The organism is Volucribacter psittacicida, assembly GCF_004339025.1.
In the GTDB taxonomy this organism is placed as follows: Bacteria; Pseudomonadota; Gammaproteobacteria; order Enterobacterales; family Pasteurellaceae; genus Volucribacter; species Volucribacter psittacicida.
On sequence record NZ_SMFT01000002.1, the window covers coordinates 469744 to 492221 of the forward strand.

General features: G+C 39.4%; 38 protein-coding genes. 1 reads left to right on the top strand and 37 read right to left on the bottom strand.

Annotated features, from left to right (window positions below):
- The 34 genes from EV694_RS10885 to rpsJ all read right to left on the bottom strand — a co-directional run.
- The coding region (locus EV694_RS10885; protein ID WP_165865501.1) for an Ig-like domain-containing protein at positions 1 to 1373 on the bottom strand (1373 nt) is incomplete at its 3' end.
- 34 nt (positions 1374 to 1407) lie between these two features.
- Positions 1408 to 2289 carry an OmpA family protein gene (locus EV694_RS05515; RefSeq protein WP_132690346.1) on the bottom strand — a complete coding sequence of 294 codons (882 nt, stop codon included), beginning with the start codon at positions 2287 to 2289 and terminating at the stop codon, positions 1408 to 1410.
- A gap of 259 nt (positions 2290 to 2548) precedes the next feature.
- Positions 2549 to 3694: a radical SAM family heme chaperone HemW gene (hemW, locus tag EV694_RS05520; RefSeq protein ID WP_132690348.1), complete on the bottom strand. Its 1146-nt coding sequence runs from the start codon at positions 3692 to 3694 to the stop codon at positions 2549 to 2551.
- Between the two features lie 4 nt (positions 3695 to 3698).
- Entirely contained in the window at positions 3699 to 4310 is a 612-nt protein-coding gene (gene rdgB, locus EV694_RS05525; protein WP_132690350.1) for an RdgB/HAM1 family non-canonical purine NTP pyrophosphatase, read from the bottom strand.
- Between the two features lie 155 nt (positions 4311 to 4465).
- A complete protein-coding gene (tusA, locus tag EV694_RS05530) occupies positions 4466 to 4708 on the bottom strand; it encodes a sulfurtransferase TusA (protein WP_132690352.1) in 243 nt (80 codons plus the stop codon).
- A gap of 308 nt (positions 4709 to 5016) precedes the next feature.
- Positions 5017 to 5403, bottom strand: a complete 387-nt coding sequence (rplQ, locus tag EV694_RS05535) for a 50S ribosomal protein L17 (RefSeq protein WP_132690354.1) — start codon at positions 5401 to 5403, stop codon at positions 5017 to 5019.
- 38 nt (positions 5404 to 5441) lie between these two features.
- On the bottom strand, positions 5442 to 6431 hold the full coding sequence (locus EV694_RS05540; RefSeq protein ID WP_132690356.1) for a DNA-directed RNA polymerase subunit alpha: 990 nt from the start codon (positions 6429 to 6431) through the stop codon (positions 5442 to 5444).
- A gap of 34 nt (positions 6432 to 6465) precedes the next feature.
- Complete coding sequence (gene rpsD / locus EV694_RS05545; RefSeq protein ID WP_132690358.1) at positions 6466 to 7086, bottom strand: 30S ribosomal protein S4; 621 nt, start codon at positions 7084 to 7086, stop codon at positions 6466 to 6468.
- Positions 7087 to 7115: 29 nt separating this feature from the next.
- Positions 7116 to 7505 (bottom strand): 30S ribosomal protein S11, encoded by a 390-nt coding sequence (gene rpsK / locus EV694_RS05550; RefSeq protein ID WP_132690360.1) that lies wholly within the window; start codon positions 7503 to 7505, stop codon positions 7116 to 7118.
- A gap of 14 nt (positions 7506 to 7519) precedes the next feature.
- Positions 7520 to 7876, bottom strand: a complete 357-nt coding sequence (rpsM, locus tag EV694_RS05555; protein ID WP_132690362.1) for a 30S ribosomal protein S13 — start codon at positions 7874 to 7876, stop codon at positions 7520 to 7522.
- 139 nt (positions 7877 to 8015) lie between these two features.
- Positions 8016 to 8129 carry a 50S ribosomal protein L36 gene (rpmJ, locus tag EV694_RS05560; protein WP_005543607.1) on the bottom strand — a complete coding sequence of 38 codons (114 nt, stop codon included), beginning with the start codon at positions 8127 to 8129 and terminating at the stop codon, positions 8016 to 8018.
- 34 nt (positions 8130 to 8163) lie between these two features.
- Positions 8164 to 9489 carry a preprotein translocase subunit SecY gene (gene secY / locus EV694_RS05565; protein ID WP_132690364.1) on the bottom strand — a complete coding sequence of 442 codons (1326 nt, stop codon included), beginning with the start codon at positions 9487 to 9489 and terminating at the stop codon, positions 8164 to 8166.
- 7 nt (positions 9490 to 9496) lie between these two features.
- Entirely contained in the window at positions 9497 to 9931 is a 435-nt protein-coding gene (gene rplO / locus EV694_RS05570; RefSeq protein ID WP_132690366.1) for a 50S ribosomal protein L15, read from the bottom strand.
- A gap of 3 nt (positions 9932 to 9934) precedes the next feature.
- On the bottom strand, positions 9935 to 10114 hold the full coding sequence (gene rpmD, locus EV694_RS05575; protein ID WP_132690368.1) for a 50S ribosomal protein L30: 180 nt from the start codon (positions 10112 to 10114) through the stop codon (positions 9935 to 9937).
- 6 nt (positions 10115 to 10120) lie between these two features.
- The gene (gene rpsE / locus EV694_RS05580) at positions 10121 to 10621 is read right to left on the bottom strand and encodes a 30S ribosomal protein S5 (RefSeq protein ID WP_132690370.1); all 501 of its coding nucleotides are present in this window, start codon (positions 10619 to 10621) and stop codon (positions 10121 to 10123) included.
- Between the two features lie 15 nt (positions 10622 to 10636).
- Positions 10637 to 10990, bottom strand: coding sequence for a 50S ribosomal protein L18 (gene rplR, locus EV694_RS05585; RefSeq protein WP_132690372.1), 354 nt, complete (start codon positions 10988 to 10990; stop codon positions 10637 to 10639).
- A gap of 13 nt (positions 10991 to 11003) precedes the next feature.
- A complete protein-coding gene (gene rplF / locus EV694_RS05590) occupies positions 11004 to 11537 on the bottom strand; it encodes a 50S ribosomal protein L6 (RefSeq protein WP_132690374.1) in 534 nt (177 codons plus the stop codon).
- A 15-nt stretch (positions 11538 to 11552) separates the two neighbouring features.
- The gene (rpsH, locus tag EV694_RS05595; protein ID WP_132690376.1) at positions 11553 to 11945 is read right to left on the bottom strand and encodes a 30S ribosomal protein S8; all 393 of its coding nucleotides are present in this window, start codon (positions 11943 to 11945) and stop codon (positions 11553 to 11555) included.
- 35 nt (positions 11946 to 11980) lie between these two features.
- Complete coding sequence (gene rpsN, locus EV694_RS05600; protein ID WP_132690378.1) at positions 11981 to 12286, bottom strand: 30S ribosomal protein S14; 306 nt, start codon at positions 12284 to 12286, stop codon at positions 11981 to 11983.
- Positions 12287 to 12298: 12 nt separating this feature from the next.
- On the bottom strand, positions 12299 to 12838 hold the full coding sequence (rplE, locus tag EV694_RS05605) for a 50S ribosomal protein L5 (RefSeq protein WP_132690380.1): 540 nt from the start codon (positions 12836 to 12838) through the stop codon (positions 12299 to 12301).
- A 17-nt stretch (positions 12839 to 12855) separates the two neighbouring features.
- Positions 12856 to 13176, bottom strand: coding sequence for a 50S ribosomal protein L24 (gene rplX / locus EV694_RS05610; protein ID WP_132690382.1), 321 nt, complete (start codon positions 13174 to 13176; stop codon positions 12856 to 12858).
- Between the two features lie 12 nt (positions 13177 to 13188).
- Positions 13189 to 13560, bottom strand: coding sequence for a 50S ribosomal protein L14 (rplN, locus tag EV694_RS05615; protein WP_126599516.1), 372 nt, complete (start codon positions 13558 to 13560; stop codon positions 13189 to 13191).
- Between the two features lie 200 nt (positions 13561 to 13760).
- Entirely contained in the window at positions 13761 to 14192 is a 432-nt protein-coding gene (locus EV694_RS05620; protein ID WP_132690384.1) for a hypothetical protein, read from the bottom strand.
- 172 nt (positions 14193 to 14364) lie between these two features.
- Positions 14365 to 14622, bottom strand: a complete 258-nt coding sequence (gene rpsQ / locus EV694_RS05625; RefSeq protein ID WP_132690386.1) for a 30S ribosomal protein S17 — start codon at positions 14620 to 14622, stop codon at positions 14365 to 14367.
- Positions 14622 to 14813, bottom strand: coding sequence for a 50S ribosomal protein L29 (gene rpmC / locus EV694_RS05630; RefSeq protein ID WP_005717924.1), 192 nt, complete (start codon positions 14811 to 14813; stop codon positions 14622 to 14624). Before rpmC ends, rpsQ begins: the two co-directional genes overlap by 1 nt.
- On the bottom strand, positions 14813 to 15223 hold the full coding sequence (gene rplP / locus EV694_RS05635; protein ID WP_132690388.1) for a 50S ribosomal protein L16: 411 nt from the start codon (positions 15221 to 15223) through the stop codon (positions 14813 to 14815). The genes rpmC and rplP overlap by 1 nt, the downstream gene beginning before the upstream one ends.
- A gap of 13 nt (positions 15224 to 15236) precedes the next feature.
- Positions 15237 to 15944 carry a 30S ribosomal protein S3 gene (gene rpsC, locus EV694_RS05640; protein WP_132690390.1) on the bottom strand — a complete coding sequence of 236 codons (708 nt, stop codon included), beginning with the start codon at positions 15942 to 15944 and terminating at the stop codon, positions 15237 to 15239.
- 17 nt (positions 15945 to 15961) lie between these two features.
- Positions 15962 to 16294 carry a 50S ribosomal protein L22 gene (rplV, locus tag EV694_RS05645; protein WP_050692961.1) on the bottom strand — a complete coding sequence of 111 codons (333 nt, stop codon included), beginning with the start codon at positions 16292 to 16294 and terminating at the stop codon, positions 15962 to 15964.
- A gap of 10 nt (positions 16295 to 16304) precedes the next feature.
- Positions 16305 to 16580, bottom strand: coding sequence for a 30S ribosomal protein S19 (gene rpsS / locus EV694_RS05650; RefSeq protein ID WP_100289142.1), 276 nt, complete (start codon positions 16578 to 16580; stop codon positions 16305 to 16307).
- Between the two features lie 28 nt (positions 16581 to 16608).
- Entirely contained in the window at positions 16609 to 17430 is an 822-nt protein-coding gene (rplB, locus tag EV694_RS05655) for a 50S ribosomal protein L2 (RefSeq protein ID WP_132690392.1), read from the bottom strand.
- Positions 17431 to 17449: 19 nt separating this feature from the next.
- Entirely contained in the window at positions 17450 to 17752 is a 303-nt protein-coding gene (rplW, locus tag EV694_RS05660; protein WP_132690394.1) for a 50S ribosomal protein L23, read from the bottom strand.
- The gene (rplD, locus tag EV694_RS05665) at positions 17749 to 18354 is read right to left on the bottom strand and encodes a 50S ribosomal protein L4 (protein WP_132690396.1); all 606 of its coding nucleotides are present in this window, start codon (positions 18352 to 18354) and stop codon (positions 17749 to 17751) included. The genes rplW and rplD overlap by 4 nt, the downstream gene beginning before the upstream one ends.
- A 15-nt stretch (positions 18355 to 18369) precedes the next feature.
- The gene (rplC, locus tag EV694_RS05670; RefSeq protein ID WP_132690398.1) at positions 18370 to 18996 is read right to left on the bottom strand and encodes a 50S ribosomal protein L3; all 627 of its coding nucleotides are present in this window, start codon (positions 18994 to 18996) and stop codon (positions 18370 to 18372) included.
- A 14-nt stretch (positions 18997 to 19010) separates the two neighbouring features.
- Positions 19011 to 19322, bottom strand: a complete 312-nt coding sequence (gene rpsJ / locus EV694_RS05675; protein ID WP_001181005.1) for a 30S ribosomal protein S10 — start codon at positions 19320 to 19322, stop codon at positions 19011 to 19013.
- A 357-nt stretch (positions 19323 to 19679) separates the two neighbouring features.
- Here rpsJ and dusA point away from each other — a divergent pair, with 357 nt between their 5' ends.
- On the top strand, positions 19680 to 20657 hold the full coding sequence (gene dusA, locus EV694_RS05680) for a tRNA dihydrouridine(20/20a) synthase DusA (RefSeq protein ID WP_132690400.1): 978 nt from the start codon (positions 19680 to 19682) through the stop codon (positions 20655 to 20657).
- 20 nt (positions 20658 to 20677) lie between these two features.
- Here dusA and EV694_RS05685 read toward each other — a convergent pair whose 3' ends face one another.
- From EV694_RS05685 to EV694_RS05695, 3 genes are read right to left on the bottom strand one after another with little or no spacing between them, the layout of a single operon-like run.
- Complete coding sequence (locus EV694_RS05685; protein WP_132690402.1) at positions 20678 to 20947, bottom strand: heavy-metal-associated domain-containing protein; 270 nt, start codon at positions 20945 to 20947, stop codon at positions 20678 to 20680.
- A complete protein-coding gene (locus EV694_RS05690; protein ID WP_132690404.1) occupies positions 20944 to 21306 on the bottom strand; it encodes a hypothetical protein in 363 nt (120 codons plus the stop codon). Before EV694_RS05690 ends, EV694_RS05685 begins: the two co-directional genes overlap by 4 nt.
- Positions 21275 to 22390, bottom strand: a complete 1116-nt coding sequence (locus tag EV694_RS05695) for a transglutaminase-like domain-containing protein (protein WP_132690406.1) — start codon at positions 22388 to 22390, stop codon at positions 21275 to 21277. Before EV694_RS05695 ends, EV694_RS05690 begins: the two co-directional genes overlap by 32 nt.
- Positions 22391 to 22478: the final 88 nt, after the last annotated feature.

Here is a 22478-nt window from a genome sequence, read left to right on the forward strand (position 1 = left end):
TTACCGTTGTTATCACCCTTATTGCCCGCAGGATCGGTCACTTCTACTGTTACCTTATACTCACCCTCTGGCAAGGCTTCTGGCACCTCCACTTCATAGCTGCCGTCCTCTTTCACCGTGGTGGTCACTGTCTGTGTCTTATCCTCTTTATCGATAATGGTCACTGTCACCGTTGAGCCTGCTGGTGCATCGGTCTCCCCTTTAATGGTTGGGGTGCTGTCATTGGTGTTCTCTGGGACCTCGACCGTAATGCTTGGTTTAGTCACATCCACCGTATAGTCACGGCTTGTGCTGCCACTGCCTGGGTTACCCGCACTGTCTTGGGTGCGAATGCTGGCTGTCACCGTCGGAGTGCCTGCACCTGCTAATACGCTACCTGGGATTTCAACACTGAAATGCCCTTCTGCATCCACGGTGGTGGTGTAGCTGTTGCCATCCACACTCACCGTTACCGTATCCCCAGCTTTAAACTCACCGCTCACTTCACCAGTAATGGTAATATCGCCTTCTGATTCCGCTTTATTAACCACATCATCGCCGGCGATCTTGTCTAAACTAATCGTCACCGTCGGAGCTGTGGTGTCAATGGTGCCTTTACCGTTGTTATCACCCTTATTGCCCGCAGGATCGGTCACTTCTACTGTTACCTTATACTCACCCTCTGGCAAGGCTTCTGGCACCTCCACTTCATAACTACCGCCCTCTTTCACGGTGGTTGTCACGGTTTGTGTATCACCGTTCTTATCCGTAATGGTTACCGTCACCGTTGAGCCCACTGGCGCATCCGTTGTCCCGGTAATGGTTGGGGTGTTGTCATTAGTCAGATCTGGCGCGTCCACGGTAATGCTTGGCACTTTAGTATCGATATGCGTATTCGGCGTATCTTCGTTATGTTTTTTGCTATGCCCTTTTGCCGCAGCCCCAATACCAATACCCGCTAATGGAATTAAAGCTAATAGCCAAGGTGATATAGCCCAAACCGCTTTGATAGGTTCTCCACCTAAAGCCTGTCCTGCCGATGTACTTTCTGATAATTCCGTTACCGCATCGGTTTTTAAACCACTTTCTGGTACATAAGGATAAATCTCACCATTTTCATATTGACCAATTAATAAATTATCACTCTCAACCTGATAATAATTTTCAATAATTAAGTTTGGTGTTTCAATTTCTGTCCCTTCAAAGGCAATTAAAAGATCATCGCCCTCTCGTTTGATCATAATATTTTCTGGGGCAAATTCCGTTTCATCATCAATAAATTGATAATTTACTTTTTCTTGTGCTTGAATTTTTACTTGTTGGTTTTTTTCTAGCTTAATCGTTTTAATTGTATCTTTGCTTGAATTGATTTTTAATGTAATGCTCTTTGTCATAATACAATTTCCTTAAATTAATATTCTTTTAAAATTAATGAGAGTTTGCTAAATGTAAGATCACCTCTACTCGGCGATTTGGTTGATTGCATTCATTTTGTTTAGCTTTATTTTGCGGATATTGACGATCGCAATGTGCGACGAGAAGATTTTCAGCGCCTCTTCCTTCTGTTTTAATGATTGAAGCGGAAATATTATTTTGAACTAAAACAGATTTAATCGTTTCAGCCCTTTGTAATGACAATGTTTTGTTATAACTGCTTTTACCAACTGGATCGGTATAACCAATTACTTCAATATAATTCACATTTAACTGATTAAGCTTTATATCTTCTGCAATTTTAGCGATCTCTTGTTCACCATAAGGAATAATTCTATTACCACTATTGAAAGCAAATAATGCTGAAGCAGATAAATTATAATGTTTAATTTTTTCACAATTTTTTTCTTCTACTCGTGGTAGTGTATTTACCTGTTTTGGAATTTGTTTAAGCTCAACCTTTGCTTGCTGCTCGGAAACAGCTTGCAATGTAGGATGTCCATTAAGATTGATAACTTTGAAGAAATTTAATTGATTTTCGCCTAAGTCATAATAACTACCTAGTTTAGCTTTATTTTTATAACCAGGATCATTACCAGTAAACTCGCTATATAATCTTTGACTATGAGGACAAACATTATATTGAGAATATGCGTTAGGTTGTAATGAGGTTAAATATTCACCATTAATATAAATATTAACCGCATTACCTTCTATTGCTTGTAACTCACGATAAACGATAATTGATGCTTTATCTTTAGGAACGTCTGTTTGATAAATCAAAGATTCCGTATTATCCCAAGTCAGGCTCTGAACCGTACAACCTGTTAATAAAAGATAACAAAATACAATAATAAATTTCTTAACGGAAAGCATTTATACCTCGCAAATACTATGCTGAACTAAAATAAAAAACAAAAACCACAGCTAATATTCTTTAAACTATGTTTAAGTTTGAGAAAAATTCGACACAATATACACGACTAGCAACAAGTTATTAACAGGATATTAAGACTTTTACCCCCCCCCCCGCTAACTTTTCTTTAACATAATAAACTAACAGAAGTTTACTTATTGCAACCGATTGCGATAAGAATAATTATCTTTTCTATATAAGAATTAATAAAAATAAGTTTTAAGCGAGAAACCCTTCCAACAAATCATTTAAAAATAATTTGCCGTGAGTGGTAATTTGCCAATGAGAGGCGGTTTCAATTAAATATTGTTGATCCATTGCCCATTGGATTTGAGGCTGGATTTTGTTTAGGGATAAACCTGTAAATTGTTCAAAGTCCGTTTTTGGTGTCGGTTCAAGTAGGCGAAAACGGTTCATAAAGAACTCAAAAGGGCGGTCGATTTCTGCAATATTTTTTTGTTCATAGCGGTATTCGCCTCGCATATAGCCTTTAGGGTGTTTGGTTTTGCTATAACGAAGAATTTCGCCAGTAGGAAAGGTAAGCTTGCCATGTGCCCCACAACCAATGGCAAGATAATCGCCAAATCGCCAATAATTGAGGTTGTGTTGGCATTGATAACCCGCTTTGGCATAGGCGGAGGTTTCGTATTGTTGGTAGCCTGCTTGGCTTAATAATTGATGACCTTGTTCAAAAATAGCCCATAATTCATCGTCGTCAGGCAAGGGCGGCGGACGATAAGCAAACATAGTATTTGGTTCAATGGTCAGTTGATACCAAGAAAGATGCAGGGGATTTAGGGCGATGGCTTGTTGTAAATCATCAAGAGCTTGTTCAAGGGTTTGATCGGGCAAGCCGTGCATTAAATCTAAATTAAAACTGCGCAACCTTGCCTGTTGGGCATAATGTACCGCTTGTTTTGCTTCACGGCTATTATGAATACGTCCTAATTTTTGCAATTTGTCATCGGCAAAACTTTGAATCCCCATTGAAATGCGGTTTACACCTGCTTGCTGATAACCAATAAAACGGCTTGCCTCTGCTGTGCCAGGGTTTGCCTCAAGGGTAATCTCAATTTGTGGGCTAAAGGGGATCATTTGTTGAATTTGTGCCAATAGGTAGGCGATACTTTCTGCCTGAAATAGGCTAGGTGTGCCGCCGCCAATAAAAATGGACTGCAAGGGGCGTTGTTGAATACTGGCGGAAAAATCTTGTAAGTCCGCCTGTAAATCCTTGAGCAAATGAGAAAGATATTGTTGCTCAGGGATTTCGCCTTTTTGTGCGTGTGAATTAAAATCGCAATAAGGGCATTTTTGTACACACCAAGGAATATGGATATACAAACTCAGCGGCGGAAGTGTTAACACAGCATTACCTAATTGATTTTTGGCTTAATTTTTGTTTTAGTTCTTGCAAGGCTTTGGCACGATGCGAAATTTTTTTCTTTTCACAGGTTTCCACTTCGGCAAAACTGGCATTGAGTTCTGGGCTAAAAAATAGACTGTCATAACCAAAGCCATTATTGCCCTTTTCTTCGGTTAAAATTGTCCCCACACATTCTCCCTCCGCAATAATCGGCGAGGGATCTTTTGCATGCTGTAACATCACAATACAACTCACAAATTTCGCTTGTCGTTGTTCATCAGTAAGTGCAGTTATTTTTTGCAATAATTTTTGGCGATTATGCTGATCCGCTAACTCGCCCTCTACTCCAGCATAGCGAGCAGAATATAATCCTGGTTCGCCATCTAATGCGGGAACCACTAAGCCAGAATCATCGGCAATCGCAGGTAATCCCGACACTTCGCTCGCATAGCGTGCTTTTAATAACGCATTTTCCACAAAAGTTAAGCCCGTTTCTTCAGGGCTTTCAATATTGAGTTCCGATTGGGCAATGACTTCAAAACCAAATTCGGCTAACACATCAGCCATTTCTTTGACTTTGCCCTGATTACTGGTTGCTAACACCACTTTTTGTTTCATTTTCTTTGATCCTTTTCACATATTAGCGATGTATTTTATCAGTTCGTCTACAAAAAACTAGCGATGTTTTGTTTATATGAGACGATAATAATTTCAACTTAAAAATACAAGTGCGGTAGGTTTTGAAAAAAATTAAGGTATATACCAAAACAAGATCAAGAAATTCCTTTCTTAATCCAATACTGATAAGGTAAAGTGTCAGTTTGTTGATTTAGCAAAGTATGATCCATAAATTGACAAAAACTCGGAATATCTCTCGTTGTTGCCGGATCATCAGCAGTAATATGTAAAATTTCGCCTTCCTGCATTTGCCGAATAGTTTTTCGTACTAACATCACAGGTTCTGGACAACGAAGCCCTATGGCATCAAGCTGTTTATGAGCATTAAATTTGTTCATTATTTTTATCTTAGTTATGCTTAAAAATGTTGGTTATCATACATTAAAGCGAGTTGAAACCCTAAAAGAAATTTATGTACACAAAACGAATTATTGCTACATAATCAATATATCGTATTACTTTGAAGTTGGTGGCCTTATCTTATTTTAAATTGAACAACTATAAGTTGATGGGTCTATAAATTTTTTATAAAAACGACCGCACTTTATGAGTTATTATTCTTTCACATTAAGTGCAATCTTAACTTTAAAGATAAACACGCATAAAAAAACCTGCCTTAGGCAGGTTTTTATCCTTATGATCAGAATTATTCCGCAGCGGCTTCAGTTGCTACTTCTGGGCGATCAACTAATTCAATGTATGCCATTGGTGCATTATCGCCTGCACGGAAACCACATTTTAAAATGCGAGTATATCCACCTGCACGTTGTGCGAAACGTGGACCTAATTCATTAAATAATTTTGTAACAACATCAATGTTACGAGTACGAGCAAAAGCTAAACGGCGATTTGCCACAGTATCTACTTTTGCTAAAGTAATTAACGGCTCAACTACACGGCGTAATTCTTTCGCTTTAGGTAAAGTTGTTTTGATGATCTCATGAGTCACCAATGAACTTGCCATATTACGGAACATCGCTTGGCGATGGCTACTATTACGGTTTAGTTGACGACCACTCTTACGATGGCGCATGATCTTATCCTTCTCAGAAAAATCTTAACCTAAATGACCTAATCTTCAGCAATGCTTGCTGGTGGCCAATTTTCAAGGCGCATACCTAGTGATAGCCCACGCGAAGCTAAAACGTCCTTAATTTCAGTAAGAGATTTCTTACCTAAGTTAGGTGTTTTTAATAATTCAACTTCTGTGCGTTGTACTAAATCACCGATATAATGAATTGTTTCTGCTTTCAAACAGTTAGCAGAACGAACTGTCAACTCTAAGTCATCAACAGGACGTAGTAAAATCGGATCAAATTCCGGTTTTTCTTCCTTAACTTCAGGCTGACGAACATCGCGCAAATCAACGAATGCATCAAGTTGCTCTGCTAAAATCGTTGCTGCTCGACGAATTGCATCTTCTGGATCAATAGTGCCGTTAGTTTCCAATTCAATTACTAATTTGTCTAAGTCAGTGCGTTGTTCAACACGAGCTGCTTCTACATTATAAGCAATACGATCTACTGGGCTATAACAAGCATCTACCAATAAACGACCAATAGGACGCTCTTCATCTTGAGCATGAACACGAGCAGAAGCAGGAACATAGCCTCTACCACGTTGTACACGAATACGCATTTGAATTGATGCGTTCTCGTCAGTCAAATGACAAATTACATGCTCAGGATTTACGATCTCAACATCACCATCATGAATGATGTCACCTGCAACAACAGGGCCAATGCCAGATTTGCTCAATGTTAATAAAACATCATCTTTATTCTGTACTTTAACCGCTAGGCCTTTTAAGTTTAAAAGCACTTCAAGAATATCTTCTTGAACACCTTCTTTACTACTATACTCATGCAATACGCCATCAATCTCAACTTCAGTTACGGCACAACCCGGCATTGAAGATAAAAGAATACGACGCAATGCATTACCTAATGTGTGACCAAATCCACGCTCTAACGGCTCTAAGATCACTTTAGCATGAGTTGAACTAATTTGTTCAATATCTACTAAGTGTGGCTTTAAAAATTCTGTAACAGAACCCTGCATTTTATCCTCTCTTTGCTGCGCGAAACTTTAACTATTATTTAGAGTAAAGCTCGACGATCAGATGTTCGTTAATATCTGCTGATAAATCAGAACGTTCAGGAACACGTTTGAAAACACCTTCCATTTTAGCAGCATCAACATCTAACCATGTTGGTTTTTCTCTTTGTTCTGCTAATTCTAATGATGCTTTGATACGAGCTTGTTTTTTAGATTTTTCACGCACTGAAATAACATCATCAACAGAAACTTGGAAAGATGGAATATTCACAACACGACCATTTACAACAATCGCTTTATGGCTCACTAATTGGCGAGCTTCTGCACGAGTTGCAGCAAATCCCATGCGATAAACAACGTTATCCAATCGACCTTCTAACAACACTAATAGGTTTTCACCTGTGTTACCTTTTAAACGGTTTGCTTCTTTATAGTAGTTACGGAATTGACGCTCTAATACGCCATAGATACGACGAACTTTTTGTTTCTCACGTAATTGACTACCATAATCAGACAAACGTGGTTTGCGAGCACCGTGTTGACCTGGTGCTGTATCAATTTTACATTTTGACTCAATCGCGCGGACACCTGATTTAAGGAATAAATCGGTACCTTCACGACGGCTCAGCTTGAGCTTAGGACCCAAATATCTTGCCATTTTCTTTCTCCAACTATCCTATTACGCCATTAAACACGACGTTTCTTCGGTGGACGACAACCGTTATGAGGAATCGGAGTCACATCAGTAATATTCGTAATACGGAAACCCGCTGCATTTAATGCACGAATAGTTGACTCACGACCAGGACCTGGTCCTTTCACCATAACTTCCAAGTTCTTTAAGCCGAATTCTTTTACCATTTCGGCACAACGTTCTGCAGCAACTTGTGCAGCAAACGGTGTAGATTTACGAGAACCACGGAAACCTGAACCGCCAGCTGTTGCCCATGCTAGAGCGTTACCTTGACGATCAGTAATAGTAACGATTGTGTTATTGAAAGAGGCATGAATATGAGCCACGCCATCTACAACTTGTTTTTTTACACGTTTACGTGTACGAACTGGTGTTTTAGCCATTTATATTACCCCGACTATTTCTTGATCGGTTTACGAGGACCCTTACGGGTACGCGCGTTAGTTTTAGTGCGTTGACCACGCACCGGTAAACCACGACGATGACGTAAACCACGATAACATCCTAAATCTAATAGACGTTTGATGTTAAGTGTTACTTCACGACGTAAGTCACCTTCAACAGTAAATTTACCAACTTCGTCACGCAGTTTATCAATCTGCTCTTCAGACAATTCACTGATCTTAACATTCTCAGCAATTCCCGTTGCCGCACAAATATGTTGTGCTCGGGTTTTACCGATACCATAGATAGCAGTTAATGCGATCACAGTGTGTTTATGATCAGGAATGTTAATGCCTGCAATACGGGCCACTATGCACTCCTATATTTTAACTAATTTGATATACTGATCTTGAAAAGCCCGTTTCAGGATACTCAAACAGTATATCAAGGACATAAATGAGCTGAGCAGTATATCCGCTCAGCTGGTTCTTTGCAAGAAAATATTTCAATTAACCTTGACGTTGTTTATGTTTAGGGTCTGAACATAATACACGTACAACCCCTTCACGTTTAACAACTTTACAGTTACGACATAATTTCTTCACGGAAGCACGAACTTTCATTGCTTATCCCTTTTTCTATCAAAAGACAATATTACTATTGCCCAAAACCTTTAAGGTTTGCTTTTTTCAACGCAGATTCATATTGAGTCGACATAAGATGACTTTGAACCTGAGCGATGAAATCCATTATTACCACGACGACAATCAAGAGAGATGTTCCGCCAAAATAAAACTGAACATTCCAAGCTGACATCATAATGTAAGGAATCAAACATACAAATGTAATATATAGACCGCCAATTAATGTTAGGCGAGTCATAATTTTATCAATGTAACGTGATGTTTGCTCACCGGGTCTAATTCCAGGTATAAATGCACCAGATTTTTTCAAGTTATCAGCGGTATCACGCGGATTATATTGCATCGCTGTATAGAAAAAACTAAAGAAGATAATTGATACTGCATATAATATCATATACAGAGGTTGTCCAGGTGCTAATAACATAGATAAGTCAGTTAACCAATCCGCACTCGCTCCTTGTCCAAACCATTGGCTTAAAGTCGCGGGGAATAAAATAATACTTGAAGCAAAAATAGCAGGAATAACACCAGCCATATTTACTTTTAATGGTAAATGACTGCTATGTCCACCAAGAATCTGACGACCTTGTTGACGTTTAGCATATTCAACTTTGATTCTTCTTTGTCCTCTTTCAACGAAGACCACAAAATAAGTTACCGCAAATACAATCACTGCAATTAATAATAATGCTAATGCGTGCATTTGTCCTTGACGAGCCTGCTCAATAGTTTGACCAATTGCAGATGGTAACCCAGCCACAATACCCGCAAAAATAATTAAAGAAATACCATTACCAATACCGCGTTCTGTAATTTGTTCGCCTAACCACATAAGGAACATTGTTCCTGTTACTAAGCTAATGACCGCAGTAAAATAAAAACCAAATCCAAGATTTGGTACCAAACCAGGTAACATATTTGGTAAACCCGTTGAAATACCTATGGCTTGAATGGTCGCAAGGCCTAAAGTCGAATAGCGTGTATATTTGCTAATTTTACGACGACCTGCCTCTCCCTCTTTCTTTAATTCAGCTAATGCTGGGTGGACCGTTGTCAATAATTGTATAATAATCGATGCCGAAATATACGGCATGATCCCTAATGCAAAAATTGATGCTCGGCTCAATGCACCACCAGAGAACATATTAAACATATCAATGATGGTGCCTTTTTGTTGTTCAATCAATTGAGCTAAAACGGCTGCATCAATACCAGGAACGGGAATAAAAGAGCCTATACGAAAAACAATAAGCGCTCCTAACACAAACCAAAGTCTGCGTTTCAATTCACCTGTACCACTTTGAGTACTTCTATTTTGATAACCTGGTTGCTTAGCCATTTGTCAATTATTCCTCAATTGAACCGCCAGCAGCTTCAATCGCTGCTTTAGCTCCTTTAGTTACACGTAATCCACGAACTGTTACTGCACCTTTCACTTCACCCGCTAAAATAATTTTAACGAATTGAATATCTTTAGTAATAACATTCGCAGCTTTTAATGAATCTAAAGTGACTACATTACCTTCTACTTTGGCTAGGTCATTCAAACGAACTTCAGCAGTTACCGCTGACTTCATTGAAGTAAAACCAAATTTTGGTAAACGACGGTATAAAGGCATTTGACCACCCTCGAAACCACGACGAACACCGCCACCAGTACGAGATTTTTGACCTTTATGACCACGACCACCAGTTTTACCTAAACCTGAACCAATACCACGACCTAAACGCTTAGCACTATGCTTAGCACCTTCAGCCGGAGATAGAGTATTTAAACGCATCTATTACTCCTCCACTTTAACCATGTATGAAACTTGGTTAATCATACCGCGTACCGCAGGGGTATCAATTAATTCAACGGTATGACGAATATGACGAAGACCTAGACCACGTAACGTAGCTTTATGTTTTGGTAAACGACCAATTGAGCTACGAGTTTGTGTTACTTTAATAGTTTTTGCCATAGTCAATTACCCCAAAATTTCATCAACAGTTTTGCCACGTTTTGCAGCAACCATTTCTGGTGATTTCATATTTGCTAGTGCATCAATAGTTGCACGAACAACGTTGATTGGGTTGGTTGAACCGTACGCTTTAGAAAGAACGTTGCGAACGCCTGCTACTTCTAATACTGCACGCATTGCACCACCTGCGATAATCCCAGTACCTTCACTCGCTGGTTGCATAAATACACGAGAACCAGTGTGAGTACCTTTAACAGGGTGTTGTAATGTCCCTTCATTTAAAGCTACGTTAATCATATTGCGACGTGCTTTTTCCATCGCTTTTTGGATAGCTGCCGGAACTTCACGAGCTTTACCGTAACCAAAACCTACACGACCATTACCATCACCTACTACTGTTAAAGCAGTAAAGCTCATGATACGGCCACCTTTTACAGTTTTTGATACACGGTTCACCGCGATTAGCTTCTCTTGCAGTTCACCAGTTTGTTTTTCGATGCTTGCCATCTCAAATTACCTCTATTAGAACTGTAGACCAGCTTCACGGGCAGCGTCCGCTAACGTTTGGACACGACCATGATATTTAAAACCAGAACGATCGAAAGCTACGCTTTTTACGCCTTTCGCTAATGCACGCTCAGCAACAGTTTTACCCACTACTGCAGCAGCATCTTTATTTCCGGTATATTTTACTTGCTCACTAATTACTTTCTCAACAGTTGAAGCAGCGGCAAGCACTTCTGAACCGTTTGGTGCAATCACTTGTGCATAGATATGACGAGGAGTACGGTGAATAACTAAACGAGTTACTCCTTGTTCTCTCATCATATGACGTGCACGTGCTGCACGACGGATACGAGCTGATTTCTTATCCATAGTGTTACCTTAATTATTTCTTCTTAGCCTCTTTTGTACGCACCACTTCATCAGCATAGCGTACCCCTTTACCTTTATAAGGCTCAGGACGGCGATAAGCACGAATATCTGCTGCCACTTGACCGATTAATTGTTTATCAATACCTTTTAAAACAATTTCAGTTTGTGATGGGCATTCTGCAGTAATCCCCGCAGGCAAAGTATGTTCAATAGGGTGAGAATAGCCTAAAGATAAAGCTACTGCATTACCTTTAACTTGAGCTCTGTAACCTACCCCTACTAATTGTAATTTCTTAGTGAAACCTTCAGTAACACCAATAACCATTGCATTAACTAATGCACGTGAAGTTCCTGCTTGTGCATCTGCACCTACCACGCCTTCACGAGGAGAAAACGTTAATGCACCATTATCTTGTTTTACTTCAACTGCATTATGAATCTTGCGAGATAACTCGCCATTTTTACCTTTTACCGTTAATAGCTGACCGTCGAGTTTTACCTCTACGCCGGCAGGAATATTAACGGGTGCTTTAGCAACTCGAGACATTTCCTACCTCTTCTATTAAGCTACGTAACAGATAATCTCACCGCCTAAACCCGCTTGGCGAGCTGCACGGTCAGTCATCACACCTTTAGATGTAGATACTACAGCAACACCTAAACCACCCATTACTCTTGGTAATTCGTCTTTACGTTTATAAATACGAAGACCAGGACGGCTTACACGTTGAATGCTTTCTACAACTGGTTTACCTTGGAAATATTTTAATGTAATTTCCAACTCAGGTTTTACACCTTCTAATACTTTAAAGCTCTCAATATAACCTTCTTCCGCTAATACATTGGCGATAGCCACTTTTAGCTTGGAGGAAGGCATGTTGATCGCAACTTTATTCGCAGCTTGACCGTTACGAATACGAGTCAACATATCTGCGATTGGATCTTGCATGCTCATGTGCTTTTACTCCGATTCCAAAATAAAGTGGTAAATTACCAACTTGCTTTCTTAAGGCCCGGGATCTCACCACGCATCGCAGCTTCACGGACTTTAATACGACTTAAACCAAACTTACGTAACACACCATGTGGACGTCCAGTTTGACGGCAACGGTTACGCTGACGACTTGGGCTAGAATCACGTGGTAAAGTTTGTAACTTTAACACCGCATTCCAACGATCTTCGTCAGAGGCGTTCACATCTGAAATAATTTTCTTTAATTCAACACGTTTAGCGTAGAATTTTTCAGCTAATTTAGCACGTTTTAAATCGCGCTCGATCATTGATTGTTTAGCCATTTATAACCTGCCTTATTTACGGAATGGGAAGTTAAAGGCAGCAAGTAGTGCTTGACCTTCTTCATCAGTTTTCGCCGTAGTAGTAATAGTAATATCTAAACCACGTACACGATCCACTTTATCATAATCGATTTCAGGGAAGATGATTTGTTCACGCACACCCATGCTATAATTACCACGTCCATCAAATGATTTCGCACTTAAACCACGGAAATCACGGATACGTGGAACAGCAATAGAGATTAATCGTTCAAAAAATTCCCACATACGCTCACCACGTAGGGTCACTTTACAACCGATTGGATATCCCTGACGGATTTTAAAGCCAGCAACAGATTTGCGAGCTTTAGTTACTAAAGGTTTTTGACCGCTGATTGCTGCTAAATCCGCTACTGCGTTATCTAGCAATTTCTTGTCGGTCAATGCTTCACCCACACCCATATTCAGGGTTATCTTTTCGATTCGTGGGACTTGCATGACAGATTTGTAGTTGAATTTTGATTTTAATTCATTCACTACTGTATCTCTGTAGTAATCATGCAGTTTCGCCATCGCATTACTCCAGTTAATTAAATTGTTTTACCAGTAGATTTGAAGAAACGCACTTTTTTACCATCTTCAAATCGGAAACCTACACGGTCAGCTTTATTTGTTTCAGGATTGAAAATCGCTACATTTGAAACATCAATAGGTGCTTCTTTTTTCACTAAACCACCTGCTTTACCTAAAGCTGGTACAGGTTTTTCATGTTTAGTAATAACGTTTAAACCTTCAACAATTACTTTACCATTCGGTAATACTTTTGTTACTTTACCACGTTTGCCTTTGCCTTTTTCAGTGCTACCAGCAATCATAATAACTTCATCGTTTTGACGGATTTTTGCAGCCATTTTCACTTCTCCTTACAGTACTTCTGGTGCCAAAGAAATGATCTTCATAAACTTCTCAGAACGAAGTTCACGCGTCACTGGTCCGAAAATACGTGTACCGATTGGTTGCTCAGTATTGTTATTTAAAACGACACAAGCATTACCATCGAAGCGAATAACTGATCCATCTGGGCGACGAACACCCTTCTTGGTGCGCACAACAACTGCTTTTAACACATCACCTTTTTTCACTTTACCACGAGGAATTGCTTCTTTCACAGTAATTTTGATAATGTCGCCAATAGCAGCATAACGACGGTGCGATCCACCTAGAACCTTGATACACATTACGCTACGTGCGCCAGAGTTATCTGCCACGTCAAGCATAGTCTGTTCTTGGATCATCTTAGTACTCCGCTAAAATATAAACAAAACCCTTTCGGGGACGAATCACTTACCGATACAGGCAAGTGGGCGTGGATTTTATCATAATATCAACAACAATTACAATGCTATTTTTCACTAATTCGGTAAGTTAACATAAATCTCTAACACTTCTAGTTCCAAAAACCTTTTGTAAACCCCAAAAAAGCATATATCCATATCTATTTATTCATAGCTTCAAAAGCTTCTTCCACTGGTATGATGATCCCTTCAGCGATAGTCATTTCACACAACTCTTCCATTTTTTTCTGTTGTTTTCTTGGCAGTTCATCGATACGATCACATATACTAATTTCTGTTCTACCATTACTCGTACAAAGCATTGCAATACGCGTTAAACCAGATGCAATAGCTCTGGTTACATCATGATATTCTCCATAATCATTAACAGTCGCCCTTCCTATATATTCATAATATTCTTCATTAGTACAAAATTCTCTCATAGTAATATGCCCAACATCATTTAAAGTTAAGTCATTTAGTCGTTCCAATCTCTGCTTTTCAGAGAGATTAGAATACTCATCAACTAACGAGGCGTGATCACAAGATACAATAGAGAAAGCGGATAAAAAGCCTATTAAAATTTTTTTCATACTATTTTCTCCTTAATATTAAACAGTAATACTTTACTTGTTATGTCAATAACAAGTAAAAGCAGTATACTGCTTCAAAATTATTAGTAGAGAAAAGAATATAGATATTGATTAGATAAAAAAACCGTACTATTAAAGCACGGTTTTTTATTTTTATGATTAAAAGCAATAATTAAGCATTTACTGCTTTTTCAACAACACGAACTAAAGTGTGGGATTTTGTTTTAGAGATTGGACGACATTCACGAATCTCAACAATATCACCTTCTTTAGCTTGATTGTTTTCGTCATGCACGTGTAATTTTGTAGTGCGACGGATAAATTTACCGTATAACGGGTGTTTTACGAAACGCTCAATCGCGATTGTAAAAGATTTATCCATTTTGTCGCTAATTACACGACCTTGCAATGTGCGAATTTTATCAGTCATTACTCACCCGCCTTCTCTGTTAGAACAGTTTTTACCTGTGCGATACTACGGCGCACTTGTTTTAACTGATGGGTTTGTTGAAGCTGACCGGTGGCTGCTTGCATACGCAACTTGAATTGCTCACCTAACAAGTTAACCAATTCAGCATTCAGCTCTTCAACACTTTTTGTACGTAGTTCTTGAGCTTTCATTACATCACCGTCTTAGTTACGAACGTTGTTTTGAATGGAAGTTTTGCCGCCGCTAATGCGAAAGCATTGCGAGCAACTTCTTCAGATACACCGTCCATTTCATATAATACTTTACCCGGCTGGATTAGGGCTACCCAGTACTCAACGTTACCTTTACCTTTACCCATACGGACTTCTAATGGTTTTTCTGTAATTGGTTTATCTGGAAATACTCGGATCCAGATTTTACCTTGACGTTTTACAGCACGCGTCATTGCACGACGAGCGGCTTCAATTTGACGCGCAGTTAAACGACCACGACCAATTGCTTTTAAACCGTAAGTACCGAAGCTCACTTCTGTACCACCAGCAATACCACGGTTACGACCTTTGTGGACTTTGCGGAATTTTGTACGTTTTGGTTGCAACATTTAGCAGTTCTCCTTACTTACGACCTTTACCACGAGGTGCCTTTTTCGGCGTGGCAGGTTGTTGTTCTGGTTGTTGTGCCACTGCAGCCATACCACCTAAAATCTCACCTTTGAAGATCCATACTTTTACGCCGATAACGCCGTAAGTTGTATGTGCTTCAGCTGTGCTATAATCGATGTCTGCACGAAGAGTATGAAGAGGTACACGACCTTCACGATACCATTCTGAACGTGCAATTTCTGCACCACCTAAACGACCACTTACTTCAACTTTGATACCTTTTGCTCCTAAACGCATTGCATTTTGTACGGCTTTTTTCATCGCACGACGGAACATCACACGGCGCTCAAGTTGAGAAGCAATGTTTTCTGCAACCAATTTTGCATCTAATTCTGGTTTTTTCACTTCAGCGATGTTGATTTGTGCAGGTACACCAGCAATAGTTGCTACTGCATTGCGTAATTTTTCAACATCTTCGCCTTTTTTACCAATTACGATACCCGGGCGAGCTGTGTGAATAGTTACTCGAATACTTTTTGCTGGACGCTCAATAGTGATACGTGAAACAGAAGCATTCGCTAACTTTTTATTTAAGAATTTACGTACTTTGAAATCGCCATCTAAATTATCAGCGAAATCTTGTGTATTCGCGAACCAAGTAGAGTTCCAAGGTTTAACAATACCTAGGCGAATACCATGTGGATGTACTTTTTGACCCATTTGCTATTCCTCTACTCTTAACGATCTGACACAACCACTGTGATGTGGCTTGTACGTTTTAAAATACGATCTGCACGACCTTTAGCTCGTGGCATAACACGTTTCATGCTAGGACCTTCATCTACAAAAATCTTAGCAACTTTAAGATCATCGATATCTGCACCGTCATTATGCTCTGCATTAGCAATCGCTGATTCAAGCACTTTCTTAACTAAAGCTGCTGCTTTTTTATTAGTATAAGTTAAGATTTCTAACGCTTGAGCGACTTTTTTACCGCGGATTAAATCCGCAACTAAACGAGCTTTTTGTGCTGAAGTGCGAGCGTAACGATGTTTTGCAATAGTTTCCATCTTTTACCCCTTACTTCTTAGCTTTCTTATCCGCAGCGTGACCGCGGTAAGTACGAGTCGGTGCAAATTCACCTAATTTATGACCGATCATTTCATCAGAAATAAATACAGGAACGTGCTGACGACCATTATGGACAGCGATGGTCAATCCAATCATTGATGGAATGATCATTGAACGACGGGACCAAGTTTTAATTGGTTTTTTATCCCCGCTTTCCACCGCTTTCTCTACCTTCTTCAACAAGTGTAGGTCAAGGAATGGACCCTTCTTGAGAGAACGTGGCATGGTTTATCCTCTATCTAATCAAAAAAAATTATTTACCACGGCGGCGTACGATATATTTATCAGTACGTTTGTTATGGCGAGTTTTCTTACCTTTAGTTTGAACGCCCCATGGAGTCACAGGATGTTTACCAAAGTTACGACCTTCACCACCACCATGAGGGTGATCTACCGGGTTCATTGCTGTACCGCGAACAGTTGGACGAATACCTCTCCAACGACTTGCACCTGCTTTACCAAGTACACGTAACATATGTTCTGAGTTACCTACTTCACCGATAGTTGCACAACATTCTGCTAATACTTTACGCATTTCACCAGAACGTAAACGTAAGGTTACATAGTTACCTTCACGTGCAATAATTTGTACATAAGCACCAGCTGAACGCGCAATTTGTCCGCCTTTACCTGGTTTTAATTCAACATTATGTACAGTTGAACCTACTGGGATATTACGCATTGGTAAGCTATTACCAACTTTAATTGCTGCATTCACACCAGCTTGGATTTGATCGCCTACAGATAAACCTTTAGGTGCTAAGATATAACGACGTTCACCATCTTTATATAGCACTAAAGCAATATTTGCAGAACGATTTGGATCATATTCTAGACGCTCAACAACCGCAGGAATATCTAATTTATTACGTTTAAAATCAATTAGACGATAATGTTGTTTATGCCCACCACCGATATGACGAGTAGTGATGCGGCCTACGTTGTTACGACCACCTGTTTTAGATTTAGTTGCTAATAAAGGTGCATAAGGCTTACCTTTATATAAATCTGGGTTAACAACTTTAACAACATGACGACGACCAGCGGAGGTCGGCTTACATTTTACGATAGCCATCTTCTTCTAATCCTCCGAATTACTCTACCGCACTATCAACAAAGTCTAATTCTTGACCTTCTTGTAGCGTTACATAAGCTTTTTTCCAGTCACTGCGGCGTCCAATTCTTGCACCATGACGTTTGGTTTTACCTTTAACAACCACAGTACGAACAGAATCCACTTTCACTTCGAATAATTGTTCAACCGCATTAGCGATTTCTACTTTATTTGCATCTAAAGCGACTTTGAACACGATAGTGTTAGACTTCTCAGCGTTATTTGTTGCCTTTTCAGAGACATGCGGTGCTTTAAGCACTCTTAGCAAACGTTCTTGACTCATGCTAACATCTCCTCAATTTGTTTTACCGCATCAACAGTAACCACCACTTTATCAAAAGCGATTAAACTTACTGGATCGATACCTTGCACATCACGAACATCAACTTTATATAAGTTGCGTGCAGCTAAGAATAGATTTTCATCTACACTTGCTTTGATGATTAATACATCATCAAGTGCTAATTCTTTTAATTTTTGCACTAAAACTTTCGTTTTTGGTGCATCAATTTCAAACTTCTCAACAACGATTAAACGCTCTTGACGAACTAATTCAGAAAGAATACTTTTAATCGCACCACGATACATTTTTTTGTTCACTTTTTGGCTGTGATCTTGTGGTTTCGCTGCAAAAGTTACACCACCAGAACGCCAAATTGGTGATTTAATATCACCTGAACGGGCACGACCAGTACCTTTTTGACGCCAAGGTTTTTTACCTGAACCAGACACTTCAGCACGAGATTTTTGGGCACGAGAACCTTGACGAGCACCTGCTGCATAAGCAACAACAACTTGGTGGATCAACGCTTCGTTAAACTCACGTCCGAAGGTAGTTTCAGAAACAGTCAATGCACTTTGTGCATCTTTAGTTACTAATTCCATCTCTATCTCCTAGACTTATGCTTTAATTGCTGGTTTTACGATAACATTACTATTAGTTGCACCTGGAACAGCACCTTTTACTAATAATAATTTACGCTCAGCATCAACACGAACAACTTCAAGGGATTGAACAGTTACACGTTCATTACCTAAGTGTCCAGCCATTTTTTTACCTTTAAACACACGACCTGGTGTTTGGTTTTGACCAATAGAACCAAGTACACGATGTGATAAAGAGTTACCGTGACTTGCATCTTGAGTACGGAAATTCCAGCGTTTAACACCGCCAGCAAATCCTTTACCTTTAGATGTACCAGTAACATCAACTTTTTTAACATCTGCAAAGATGTCAACATTAATCTCTTGACCTAAGGTGTATTCTTCACCTTCAGTACGAAATTCCCATAAACCGCGACCAGCTTCAACACCTGCTTTCGCAAAATGACCAGCTTCTGGCTTAGTTACACGACTTGCTTTTTTTGAGCCAGTGGTAACTTGAATTGCAGAATAGCCATCTGTTTCAACAGTTTTAACTTGAGTAACACGGTTGGCTTCAATTTCGATAACAGTAACAGGTACAGAAACGCCATCTTCATTGAAGATACGTGTCATACCCACTTTACGACCGACTAAACCAATCATTGTAATAACCTCTATTAACCTAGACTAATCTGCACGTCAACACCGGCAGCTAAATCTAAACGCATTAATGCATCAACAGTTTTTTCTGTTGGCTCAACAATATCAACTAAACGTTTGTGAGTACGAATTTCATATTGATCACGTGCATCTTTGTTGACGTGTGGTGAAATCAATACTGTAAAACGTTCTTTACGAGTTGGTAAAGGAATTGGACCACGAACTTGTGCACCAGTACGTTTAGCTGTTTCTACGATCTCCGCAGTAGATTGATCGATCAAACGATGATCAAATGCTTTTAAGCGGATACGGATTCTTTGGTTCTGCATTAGACCAGAGCTCCAATAAAAATTAGCTAATAATAAAACTGACACCATCACTTTTCTATCATTTAATAAAAAGAAAAGGAAGTGCAGTTAACCTCTTATATAGTCCCCAAATCGGGAACATTGTTAGTATGAAATATCTCCATACCCATTTGATAAATGATTACATCAAATGACTTTCAAAAAAGAAAGTGGGCGTATTCTACACAAATCACTTAATGAATGCAAGCACTTTTACGCCATTAACCAAGCAATTCAAGATTTTGCATAACAAACTCTTCTCTTTACTTGGGTAAAACTTTGTTATAATTCTGCCTCAAAATTTTAGTAAAACACACCGCACTTTGAGTAAAACAAATTATGCAAAACAACCTTTATCGTGGGCGATTTTCTGTTGCACCAATGCTTGATTGGACAACACGCCACTGCCGTTATTTTCATCGCCAATTTAGCCAGCACGCCTTATTGTATAGTGAAATGGTTACCACAGGGGCGATTATTCATAGTAAATATGATCATCTCATCTTTACCCCTCGTGAAAACCCTGTGGCACTACAATTAGGTGGCAGCGATCCCCAACAACTCGCCCATTGTGCTAGCTTAGCGGAACAATACGGTTACCACGAAATTAATCTTAATGTAGGTTGCCCTTCCGATCGGGTGCAAAATGGTATGTTTGGGGCTTGCTTAATGGCAAAACCAGCCTTGGTTGCCGAATGTGTACAACAAATGCAACAAGCGACGTCACTCCCTGTTACAGTAAAAACACGTATCGGCATTGATGAACAAGATAGTTATGCCTTTTTAGTGGATTTTATTCAACATATCGCTCAAATTGGGGGGCGAGAATTTATTATTCACGCACGTAAGGCTTGGTTATCGGGACTTAGCCCGAAACAAAATCGTGAAATTCCACCGCTGGATTACGCCCGAGTTTATCAACTAAAACGAGATTTTCCTGAATTAAAGATCGTCATTAATGGCGGTATCAAAACCATTGACGAAATACAACAACACTTAAATTATGTTGACGGCGTTATGATAGGGCGAGAAGCCTATCAAAACCCAAGTTTACTCGGTTATATTGATCAAGCCTTATTTGATCCCCATTGCCCCATTGTTACCCCTCGCCAAGCTGTGACCAAAATGTTTCCCTATATAGAACAGGAACTAAGCCAAGGTACTCAACTTAACCATATCGTACGCCATATGATTAACGCCTTCCAGCAATGCAAAGGCGCAAGACAATGGCGACGTTATTTAAGCGAAAATGCCTTTAAACCCCAAGCAGGGGTTGAAGTGGTAGAACAGGCATTAAGTCTGGTAGAGGCGGAATAAAAGTGCGGTCAAATTTCAAATTATTTTTGTACCACCGCTGAATAATTCAGGCTTTCAATCGCCTCAATCAGTCGCTGATTATCAAGATCTTGCTGTGCGGTAACTCGCACAGTTTGGTTTTGAATATTGGCTTTTGTGGTGATTACGCCCTGTACATCACGCAAGGTTTTATTAACGGTATAAGCACATAATTGACAAGTCATTTCTTTAATCTGTAATAAAACTTGCTTTTCACTGGCAACCACCATTTGAGCATATAAAATCAAAAAAACAGCCACTAATTTTTTCATTCACTTCCTCCTAATAACCAAGGCAATATATAAGGATAACTGAGTAAAAATAATAAAAGAATAAAAACCACTAAATAACCTATTTGCAATCCCAAGCGAGAAATATACTTTGTGCAAAGAATTTTATGGCTAAAAAACAGTAGCCAACCGCCATAGGCAAAGGTCAATAAAGAGATGATCAATAAGGGATATTGCAAAAAGCTCAGTTGATGTAAACTCACTAACCAAGCCGATGAAATGCCAAACAATAAATATATTAAAGGGGCAATACAACATAGGCTAGCCCCTATTGCACTCATTAAAGCCGTAAATGTGGCTAAAAATAATTTACTTATCGAGCTTTTTGGCAGTAAATTCATATTTAAAACTTGCTGGATCAAAGAAATTTAAAGGATCGCCACCGACTTCTGCATAAGGGTAACCAAAATTATTGAGTGGGGTTAATTCTGGTGTCGGATAAAGATCAAAATCACGTCCATAATTAAAACCAACCCAATTCATCTCCCAGTTACCAAATAAATAATCTGCCACCGCTTGCGTTGCAGGATCATCAACAGCTTTCTTTTCCGCTAAACGCATTTTGGTCACATCCGCAGAATCTACAGGCACCCAGCCAAACCCCACTAAATAAAACTCAGCACGACAATGTTGCCCACCACTCACTTGTGCCACACCGTTCGCATCAGCACTACCAAAGGCGGTTGCAGAATATTGTGCCAATTTCTCGGAAGCCCCCAAACGAAGCCCAAAAACTTCTCGAGCAGGAATCCCCACAGCTCGGGCTAAAGCAACAAAAACGGAATTAATATCGGTACATTTTCCTCTTAATACCCCTGTGGTTAAGATTTTCGCCACATCACCCTCGCCACAGCCAATCACATCATTATCACGCTCCATATTATCCACAATCCATTGATGAATAAGTTTTGCTTGTTGCAATGGGTTCTTCTCATCACCAACAATCTTATCGGCAAATTGTTTAACAATACCATCGATTTTTATATGTTGCGTAGGCTTTAAAAACTCAACAACATCAACAGGATAAATAATATTTTCTGGCGCTTGGTAAGATTGTAATAACTGTTGTTTCTCAGGTTCACGATCTTGCGTTTGAATAATCAATGTTAAAGTTAAATCAGGTTGTGATTCTTGACTATCCCAGCTTACAAACAGGGTTTTCGCGCCATAACTATTATTATCAGTAATATAAGCCTGTTGATAATTTCCTTCAAACTGAATGGATTTCACTTGCTGGTAAGCCGTATCAAAGGGCACAGGCACCCACAACTGCATTTGCCCTTGCGAACCTTTTGGCGTTTCTAAATGATAATGTTGCAGAAGTTCATAAAGATGAACATCTGTATAAGGAGAAGAAAGAGCAACAGGATTGGCGAAAGCCGTAGAATAAGCCCCTAGACTGAGGGCGAAAAGAATTTTTTTCATATAATAAATCCTAAAATAATTAAACTTAATCTATTTCAGTATCAATACCAATAGGGTATTAATTGGCTCATACTACCTAAGAAGTGAA

Excerpts from the sequence above, each read along its gene's own strand:
- EV694_RS05620 (WP_132690384.1), bottom strand. The coding sequence starts at position 14,192 with ATGAAAAAAATTTTAATAGGCTTTTTATCCGCTTTCTCTATTGTATCT.
- rplV (WP_050692961.1), bottom strand. The coding sequence starts at position 16,294 with ATGGAAACTATTGCAAAACATCGTTACGCTCGCACTTCAGCACAAAAA.
- tusA (WP_132690352.1), bottom strand. The coding sequence starts at position 4,708 with ATGAACAAATTTAATGCTCATAAACAGCTTGATGCCATAGGGCTTCGT.
- rdgB (WP_132690350.1), bottom strand. The coding sequence starts at position 4,310 with ATGAAACAAAAAGTGGTGTTAGCAACCAGTAATCAGGGCAAAGTCAAA.
- rpsH (WP_132690376.1), bottom strand. The coding sequence starts at position 11,945 with ATGAGCATGCAAGATCCAATCGCAGATATGTTGACTCGTATTCGTAAC.
- rpsN (WP_132690378.1), bottom strand. The coding sequence starts at position 12,286 with ATGGCTAAACAATCAATGATCGAGCGCGATTTAAAACGTGCTAAATTA.
- rpsD (WP_132690358.1), bottom strand. The coding sequence starts at position 7,086 with ATGGCAAGATATTTGGGTCCTAAGCTCAAGCTGAGCCGTCGTGAAGGT.
- rpmD (WP_132690368.1), bottom strand. The coding sequence starts at position 10,114 with ATGGCAAAAACTATTAAAGTAACACAAACTCGTAGCTCAATTGGTCGT.
- rplR (WP_132690372.1), bottom strand. The coding sequence starts at position 10,990 with ATGGATAAGAAATCAGCTCGTATCCGTCGTGCAGCACGTGCACGTCAT.
- rplX (WP_132690382.1), bottom strand. The coding sequence starts at position 13,176 with ATGGCTGCAAAAATCCGTCAAAACGATGAAGTTATTATGATTGCTGGT.
- rplC (WP_132690398.1), bottom strand. The coding sequence starts at position 18,996 with ATGATTGGTTTAGTCGGTCGTAAAGTGGGTATGACACGTATCTTCAAT.
- EV694_RS05695 (WP_132690406.1), bottom strand. The coding sequence starts at position 22,390 with ATGAAAAAAATTCTTTTCGCCCTCAGTCTAGGGGCTTATTCTACGGCT.
- rplE (WP_132690380.1), bottom strand. The coding sequence starts at position 12,838 with ATGGCGAAACTGCATGATTACTACAGAGATACAGTAGTGAATGAATTA.
- dusA (WP_132690400.1), top strand. The coding sequence starts at position 19,680 with ATGCAAAACAACCTTTATCGTGGGCGATTTTCTGTTGCACCAATGCTT.
- rpsC (WP_132690390.1), bottom strand. The coding sequence starts at position 15,944 with ATGGGTCAAAAAGTACATCCACATGGTATTCGCCTAGGTATTGTTAAA.
- rpmJ (WP_005543607.1), bottom strand. The coding sequence starts at position 8,129 with ATGAAAGTTCGTGCTTCCGTGAAGAAATTATGTCGTAACTGTAAAGTT.
- rplB (WP_132690392.1), bottom strand. The coding sequence starts at position 17,430 with ATGGCTATCGTAAAATGTAAGCCGACCTCCGCTGGTCGTCGTCATGTT.
- rpsQ (WP_132690386.1), bottom strand. The coding sequence starts at position 14,622 with ATGACTGATAAAATTCGCACATTGCAAGGTCGTGTAATTAGCGACAAA.
- EV694_RS05540 (WP_132690356.1), bottom strand. The coding sequence starts at position 6,431 with ATGCAGGGTTCTGTTACAGAATTTTTAAAGCCACACTTAGTAGATATT.
- rplQ (WP_132690354.1), bottom strand. The coding sequence starts at position 5,403 with ATGCGCCATCGTAAGAGTGGTCGTCAACTAAACCGTAATAGTAGCCAT.
- rplP (WP_132690388.1), bottom strand. The coding sequence starts at position 15,223 with ATGTTGCAACCAAAACGTACAAAATTCCGCAAAGTCCACAAAGGTCGT.
- rplN (WP_126599516.1), bottom strand. The coding sequence starts at position 13,560 with ATGATCCAAGAACAGACTATGCTTGACGTGGCAGATAACTCTGGCGCA.
- rpsJ (WP_001181005.1), bottom strand. The coding sequence starts at position 19,322 with ATGCAGAACCAAAGAATCCGTATCCGCTTAAAAGCATTTGATCATCGT.
- secY (WP_132690364.1), bottom strand. The coding sequence starts at position 9,489 with ATGGCTAAGCAACCAGGTTATCAAAATAGAAGTACTCAAAGTGGTACA.
- rpsE (WP_132690370.1), bottom strand. The coding sequence starts at position 10,621 with ATGGCAAGCATCGAAAAACAAACTGGTGAACTGCAAGAGAAGCTAATC.
- rpsK (WP_132690360.1), bottom strand. The coding sequence starts at position 7,505 with ATGGCTAAAACACCAGTTCGTACACGTAAACGTGTAAAAAAACAAGTT.
- EV694_RS05685 (WP_132690402.1), bottom strand. The coding sequence starts at position 20,947 with ATGAAAAAATTAGTGGCTGTTTTTTTGATTTTATATGCTCAAATGGTG.
- rplD (WP_132690396.1), bottom strand. The coding sequence starts at position 18,354 with ATGGAATTAGTAACTAAAGATGCACAAAGTGCATTGACTGTTTCTGAA.
- rplF (WP_132690374.1), bottom strand. The coding sequence starts at position 11,537 with ATGTCTCGAGTTGCTAAAGCACCCGTTAATATTCCTGCCGGCGTAGAG.
- EV694_RS05515 (WP_132690346.1), bottom strand. The coding sequence starts at position 2,289 with ATGCTTTCCGTTAAGAAATTTATTATTGTATTTTGTTATCTTTTATTA.
- EV694_RS05690 (WP_132690404.1), bottom strand. The coding sequence starts at position 21,306 with ATGAATTTACTGCCAAAAAGCTCGATAAGTAAATTATTTTTAGCCACA.
- rpmC (WP_005717924.1), bottom strand. The coding sequence starts at position 14,813 with ATGAAAGCTCAAGAACTACGTACAAAAAGTGTTGAAGAGCTGAATGCT.
- rplO (WP_132690366.1), bottom strand. The coding sequence starts at position 9,931 with ATGCGTTTAAATACTCTATCTCCGGCTGAAGGTGCTAAGCATAGTGCT.
- rpsS (WP_100289142.1), bottom strand. The coding sequence starts at position 16,580 with ATGCCACGTTCTCTCAAGAAGGGTCCATTCCTTGACCTACACTTGTTG.
- rplW (WP_132690394.1), bottom strand. The coding sequence starts at position 17,752 with ATGAGTCAAGAACGTTTGCTAAGAGTGCTTAAAGCACCGCATGTCTCT.